Origin of the sequence: Caulobacter sp. CCH9-E1, assembly GCF_001556515.1 — a bacterium.
GTDB lineage: Bacteria > Pseudomonadota > Alphaproteobacteria > Caulobacterales > Caulobacteraceae > Caulobacter.
This window is the reverse complement of sequence record NZ_LSJA01000318.1, coordinates 1-6,213: the sequence shown is the minus strand read 5'-3', so window position 1 is coordinate 6,213 and position 6,213 is coordinate 1. Positions and strand designations below refer to the sequence as shown.

Below are 6,213 nucleotides of genomic sequence, written 5' to 3'. Positions count from 1 at the left end.
GGCCCAGCAAGCCGGAGCGCCCTCCCCGCCCCGGCCGCCTCTGGCGCCAGGCCTAGTATTCCTCGGCCAGCATCAGGGTCAGCACCCGCTTGGTCACGGCCGGGTCGGCCGGATCGGTCGAAGCCATGCAGAGGTCGAGGTCGTAGTAGTCGATCTTCCAGAAGAGCTTGGCGTCGCCGACCATAAAGGCCCCGCAATCGCGCTCGCCGTGCGGGTTGTTGTCCTCGTGGAAGTCGGTGAAGGCGGTCACGGCGGCGAAGGCCTTCAGCTTGTCGCCCTCAGGCAGCGCGTGAACGCCCTGGGTCAATACCCAGCCCGCGCCGGGCTCGGCGCGGCAGGCGTCGTTCAGGGCCGCGATGGCGGCGGTATGGTCTTGCTCGGTCATAGGAATTTTCTCCTAGGTGCTCGGGGTCAGGCGCAAAGCGCGCCTGACCCCGACGCCCGTCGGCGAGACCGGGTGTGCAAACGGAGGGGCGGCTTCGCGGGGACCCGGCTGCAGGACGGCCAAGGGCCGGCCGAAGCTGGGCGGAAGCCGATCCGAAGTGCGCCGAGGGCGGAGCCCTAAGCTGGCGCGTCCGCGTCAGCGGGCGCTCATGACAATGAAGCCTGCACAGGAGCCCGCGCGCAGCGCGTGGCGGGAGGCGGCGTCGAGCGTCCGGCGGCAGGCCAAAAGCCTGCCCGCAGGGGCGCGCCCGAGGGAGCGGCGAAAGCCGCGGGACCGAGCGTGCCCGCCGGTCGCTCGCCGGATCAGGCAGAGCCTGGCGCGAAAGCGCCGGGCGGCGCCCCGAGTAGCCCATTTGGACGCCCGCAACAGCGACGCCGGTCAGCGAACGCCGTTAACCAAGCTTGACAAGAGGCAAGTTTTGTGGTAGTATAGAAGTAGGATTGGGATTCCCTCAATCCGTTTTCAGCGCCCTTCAAACCGACGACTGAGAAAGAAATCAGATGAACTGAAATCAATAAGAGAGTTATAAATTGTATAATCCATTTATTCAACGCATTTTCCAATCCCGCCAAGCTCGCAACGGCGGGCTCGTTCGCCGCAATATCGGCTGGGTCAATCTTTTCGCCTCCATGGAACAGCTCGAAGCCGAGGTTCGCCGCCGCGGCTTCCACATGTTTGTCGTCGGCGACCAGGCGCTCATCCTCTGCAACAGCGGAGGCCTCACCTTGGTCTGCTAAAGCGCCCCACCACCGTCCTGGGCCTCTGGCCCAGGACGTATTCTCTTCACGGCCCCCGCCCCTGCGGGATGCGAATGACTCCCGGACAGGCGACGGAAGCTCTCTTTGACCGACACGAAGATCACCGAGGGGCTGCGCCCATCCAACCGCGTCCAGCGGGTCCTGATCTCATCGACCAGCTGGTTCATCGGCGAGTTCGCCGGCGATGATCTCTTGATCACCCACGCCTGGCCCAGCCTTGGAAACCGGGCGGCACGCCAGAGGATGCTGGCCGATCGCCATGCGCGCGGCGCCTTCGTGGCTGCGTTTCTGACCGACGACTACGAGAAGGCCCCAGGCGTCGTGGTCCCGCAATATGCCGGCTACGGCGAGATGTTCGCGGCCGGGATGAGCGTGCTGTTCGGCAAGCGCTTCGACGCCCATGGCTCGCTGCAGAACGATGGCATCTTCAACCTGCCCGATCTCAGCGCGTTCTCGACCTTCACCGATCCGGAGCTGCCGCAGAACAACCACCGTCCGCGCAAGACCCTGCCCGTCCTGCTGAACCTGGAAGAGGTCACCCGCCTCTATCCCGTCTGGACGGGCACGCGCGACATCCCGGCCCTGCACGCCTTCGACGCTGCGTGCCGCTTCTACATGCGCGCGCTACAGAGCAGCGAGCACGATCCCGAACAGGCCTATCTGCACCTGATCACGGCCGGCGAGATCATCTCCGAAGCCCAGTACCCGGCCGGCGGGCGGCTGCTCGACCCGGAGCTGGAGGCTCTCCTGCAGCGGATCGAGAAGGACCTGCCCGACGGCAAGGCCGCCGGCAGCACGCTGCGAAAGCGACTGTTCGAAATCAAGCGACGGTTCGTGACCACCTTCGTGGACTATATCGACCAGCCCTTCTTCGATGGGGGCGAGGCCGAGGCGGCATTCTGGTGCTTCCAGCCCGACAGCTTCAAGGCGTCCATCGGCGCGGCCTACGACCTGCGAAGCCGCTTCGTCCATACTGGCCAGTCATTCGCGGGCTGGGTCGAGCCCAGCCACCGGCTCAACGACGTCCAAGGCGGCCAGCCCGTCGTCAACGACAAAGACCTCCGCAAGATCCTGGAGCGCGCCCCGACCATCCTGGGTCTCGAGCGCGCAACCCGCTATCTGATCCTGCGCTTTGGCCAAGCGCGCCTCGGCCTCGACCTGACACCGCCCCCGCCACCCGAAACCACAGCCTAGCGACCCCAGACCGGGCATCCAGCGTTGAAGAACCCAACCGAAGGCGCGACAATGCGCCGGTTCATTCACCCGGGGGAACCGTGGGCCTCGCTGCGTTCAAAACCGTTCGACAGGCATTGGTGGCTTTCGCCGCCCTGCTGATGGCGGGGCTGTCCGTGCAGGCGCCGGTCGAGCAGGCCCATCTCGACGCGGACTTCGTTCAGGCCGCCAGCGCTTTGACCCAAGCGGCCGCACCCGCGGTCGCCGAGACGCAGGACGCTTCAACCTCCGTGAGACCGAGCGCGGTTCAGACCCCGACCGATCCTCACGCATCCGAGGCGCCGGCCTCGGGCGCGCATCATCACCATGCCGACGGCCCGCCCCTTCACGATCAGGTCGCGAACGCCAACGCTCCGACCATCGCGGCCACTGCAGCGGCTCGGTTCCGGCTGGACAATGACCACCGCGCCGGCCTGACCGGCAACCCGCAAGACCGCCCGCCCAGATCCGACCTCGAACCTATCGCCTAGACCGCGCGGCCCTGGCCGCGTCCTTCGTGTTCGAGGATTCCCATGTTTCTGAAATCTTCAGGCCGCACGTCGCGGCTCCATGCGCCCGCGCGCGCCTCCACTCTGCTGTCGTCGATTGATCACCGGAGCGTCGCTCCGTGAGCCCGATCCATGACCTCACCCTCTATGCCGCCGCCCATCCCTGGGCCGTGACGGCCGCCGTGCTGCTGGTCCTGATCGTCCTGATCGCCAGCCTGGTCTGGCTCTGGCAACGGCAGGCCGAGGAGATCCTCAGCCTCTACAAACAACCCGACGACGACCCACACCGGATCGATCTTGAGAACGGGCGCTTTCGGCTGGACATCGTGCGCCGCCACGCCGGCTGGCGGTTCGTGATCACCTGCCGTGACCACGATCTCAAACCCGGCGACGTGGTCGTGACCACAATCCGTCCGGACGGCTTGGGCCAGCGTTTCGACTTCGCTCGCCGCGGTCGACGCCTGCAATCGATCGTCAAGGTGCGTGAACCGCTGATCTTCGTGGCCCACGTGTCGATCAGCTGGGGCGGTTTCGACTCCACCTTCGTGATCGGCTTTGGCGGCGCCGTAGAACCGATCCGCGCCCACGGCGAAGTGCTCCGGCGCCCGGAGACCACCGCTGACAAAGGCTAGAGCGCCGACCTGGCGCGCCCGCCGGGTTCGCCCGGCGGGCCCTGGGGCTCGGCTCGCCCTACACTGGTGGACCGCGGAACGGATCGTTCTCCCGCAGCCAGCGCCGGGCCGGTCGCTCGACCGCGTGATAGACCGCCACCGACACAAGGAGGCACACCGCCAGGACCCCGAACCTGGCGCCCCAGGCCCAGACCCCGGTCGGCGGCGCCGGCAGGCGGTCCAGGACTTCGAAATAGGCGATGTCGACCGGCAAGTGGGTCATGTAGACCGCGTAGGAGATCTCGCCGAGATAGACCGCCAGCGGCGCGGCCAGGAGGGTGGCGCGCCCAGCCTTGTCCGTTTCCGCCAGGCAGAAGATCAGCGCCGCCAGGCCCGGCCAGATCCAACGATCGGCCAGACCCAGGGCGGTGGACAAGACGATCCAGACCACCGCGAGACCCGTACCCAGCAGCGCCAGCCTCGGCGACATCGACCGTGTCGCGCCCAACCGATGCAGGGCCACGCCCATGGCGAAGGACGGCACGATCCGCAACGCCCCGCCCTGGGCGGTCAACCGGGTCAGCGATCCGCCGAAGGTCTGCACGATCCCGTCGAGCGCGAAGAACAGGACGATCGCCAGCACCACGGCCAGAACGGGACGCGCGCGTAAGGCGATGGATGCGACGGCCGCCGCCGGGAACAGCAGGTAGGCGAACCATTCGGCCGAGATCGACCAGGATGGGAAGTTCCACTGCACGGTTGGCGTCGACCACCAGGCATGGATCAGCACCAGATGCTGCGGGATGGCGCTGGGATCGAAGGCCTGTGTCTCGAAGCTGGCGCCGGCCCAGCGGCCCAGGGCCCAGAGGACGATGGTCGCGCCCAGGGTCAGCAGATGCACCGGATAGAGCCGCGCCAGGCGGGCCCACAGGAAGGAACCGTATCGGAAGCGCCCCTCGGACCAGGCCTTCAGATAGACATGGGAGAGGATGAAGCCCGACAGGATGAAGAAGAGATCGACCCCGAGATAACCCTTGGCGATCAGACCGAACCGTTCGAGGTCGAGACCGAGGCGATTGCGGAAGTGGTAGACGAGCACCCAGGCGGCCGCGACGATGCGCAGGCCGGTCAGAGATCGAAGATCGGCTGGATACATGGTCCCCCCCGGGATGTTGATGGCCTAGCCCTCGCCGAGCATGCCGCCATCGCGGCGCGTTTCGGTTTCGCTCTCGACGCCCTCGACATTGCCGCCCGTCGGGCCGCCCTCGTCGATCATGCCGCCGTCCTTGCGGGGCGCGGGCTCCGGGGATGACGACGGCTTGCCATCGGTGCTGGTCGCCGCGTCGGGCTTGGGGGGATTGGGATTGGTCATGTGCTGCTCCTGAAAACTGGCCGTGGGGGCGGGTCGGGACGCGCCTGGCTCCGCGCTAGGCGGTCGCGGCCCCGGTGCGGTGTCGGTGGCCGCCATAGGCGACGACCTGGATCTTGCCGATGGTCGCCAACCCCACATCGGCGGCCACTTCCAAGGTCGCGGCCAAGGCGTCGAGCTTGGCGCGGCTGTCGACCATCTCGACGATCAGATGCTGTTCGGGAGCCAGGTCGCGGGCCTTGGCGCCGTGCAGCACCGCCTCGCCAAAGGCTTCTTCGATACGCAGCACCGCCGCGCCGGCGATGTCCATCTCGCGGGCGCGCGCCATAAGTACCGCGTCATAGGCGACCCCGTTCAGGGTCGCGCCGGCGTCCAGGTAGATCCGCAGGATGTGCAGGTCGTCTTCGTTCACGCGTCACCTCACGCTCTAAAGTCTGGCGCGCCCCAAGGTCTGGGGCGGCCAGCAGATTGAGGGCCGGCCGCCTAAGCGTGCCGCCCCTCCTCTCCGCACTCGGTCACTTCGGTCTGGATGGTGACGTGGTGCAGGTCGAAGTCGGTCTCTAGTCGGGTGGCGATCGCCGTGCGCACGGCCTCGCCCTGCGCTCCCTCTGTCAGCACGACATGGACGGTGCAGACCGCCTGGTCCGCGCCCGTGGTCCACAGATGCAGCTCGTGAACGCTGGCCACGCCAGGGGCCTCGGTAATGGCCTTGCGCACGCCGGCCAGGGCCATTCCGGGAGGCGCGCCTTCCAGGAGGATTCGGGTGGTGTCCTTCAAAAGGATCCAGGTCCGCGGCAGCACCCACAGGCCGATGCCGATGGCCACGATCGGGTCGACGAACCGCCAGCCGGTGATCTTGATGACGATGGCCCCGACGACCACGCCCAGCGAGCCGAGCATATCGGCCCAGACCTCGAGATAGGCGCCCTTGACGTTGAGGCTCTTGTCCTTGTGGCTGGCCAGAAGGCGCATGGAGATCAGGTTGATGACCAGGCCCAGCGCCGCGACGATGAACATCCCCACCGAGCCGACGGGCTCGGGGTTGAGGATGCGCTTGACGCCTTCGACCAGAACATAGATGGCGACGCCGAACAGCAGGATGGCGTTGAAAGCCGCCGCGAGGATCTCGAAGCGCCGATAGCCGAAGGTGAAGTCCTCGGTGGGCTTGCGCTGGCCGACCCGGATCGCCGCCAGGGCGATGGCCAGGGCGGCGGCGTCGGTGAACATGTGCGCGGCGTCTGACAGCAGCGCCAGGCTGTTGAAGGCGATGCCGGCGACGACCTCGGCGATCAGAAACGTCGAGGTCAGC

The 6,213-nt window shown here is 67.1% G+C and carries 9 protein-coding genes; 4 read left to right on the top strand and 5 right to left on the bottom strand.

Translation table 11 applies throughout. The features are described 5' to 3' along the window. Positions 1–52: 52 nt before the first annotated feature. The gene (locus tag AX690_RS18430; protein WP_066730511.1) at positions 53–385 is read right to left on the bottom strand and encodes a DUF3768 domain-containing protein; all 333 of its coding nucleotides are present in this window, start codon (positions 383–385) and stop codon (positions 53–55) included. A gap of 590 nt (positions 386–975) precedes the next feature. Between AX690_RS18430 and AX690_RS18425 the strand changes: the two genes are divergently transcribed. From AX690_RS18425 to AX690_RS18410, 4 genes are all read left to right on the top strand, one after another. Then, complete coding sequence (locus AX690_RS18425) at positions 976–1,182, top strand: hypothetical protein (RefSeq protein ID WP_062095592.1); 207 nt, start codon at positions 976–978, stop codon at positions 1,180–1,182. 105 nt (positions 1,183–1,287) lie between these two features. After that, positions 1,288–2,397, top strand: a complete 1,110-nt coding sequence (locus tag AX690_RS18420) for a HEPN domain-containing protein (RefSeq protein ID WP_062095594.1) — start codon at positions 1,288–1,290, stop codon at positions 2,395–2,397. A gap of 119 nt (positions 2,398–2,516) precedes the next feature. Further along, positions 2,517–2,906, top strand: a complete 390-nt coding sequence (locus AX690_RS23045; RefSeq protein WP_127846983.1) for a hypothetical protein — start codon at positions 2,517–2,519, stop codon at positions 2,904–2,906. A gap of 137 nt (positions 2,907–3,043) precedes the next feature. Further along, positions 3,044–3,556 carry a hypothetical protein gene (locus tag AX690_RS18410; protein WP_062095599.1) on the top strand — a complete coding sequence of 171 codons (513 nt, stop codon included), beginning with the start codon at positions 3,044–3,046 and terminating at the stop codon, positions 3,554–3,556. Between the two features lie 58 nt (positions 3,557–3,614). On the opposite strand, the gene AX690_RS18405 is transcribed toward AX690_RS18410, so the two are convergent. The 4 genes from AX690_RS18405 to AX690_RS18390 all read right to left on the bottom strand — a co-directional run. Beyond that, positions 3,615–4,691: an acyltransferase gene (locus AX690_RS18405; protein WP_062095602.1), complete on the bottom strand. Its 1,077-nt coding sequence runs from the start codon at positions 4,689–4,691 to the stop codon at positions 3,615–3,617. Positions 4,692–4,715: 24 nt separating this feature from the next. Next, complete coding sequence (locus AX690_RS18400; protein ID WP_062095604.1) at positions 4,716–4,907, bottom strand: hypothetical protein; 192 nt, start codon at positions 4,905–4,907, stop codon at positions 4,716–4,718. Positions 4,908–4,962: 55 nt separating this feature from the next. Next, entirely contained in the window at positions 4,963–5,316 is a 354-nt protein-coding gene (locus AX690_RS18395) for a DUF190 domain-containing protein (RefSeq protein ID WP_062095606.1), read from the bottom strand. Between the two features lie 71 nt (positions 5,317–5,387). Then, positions 5,388–6,213, bottom strand: an 826-nt coding sequence (locus AX690_RS18390; protein WP_066730510.1) for a cation diffusion facilitator family transporter, incomplete at its 5' end; no start/stop codon positions are given.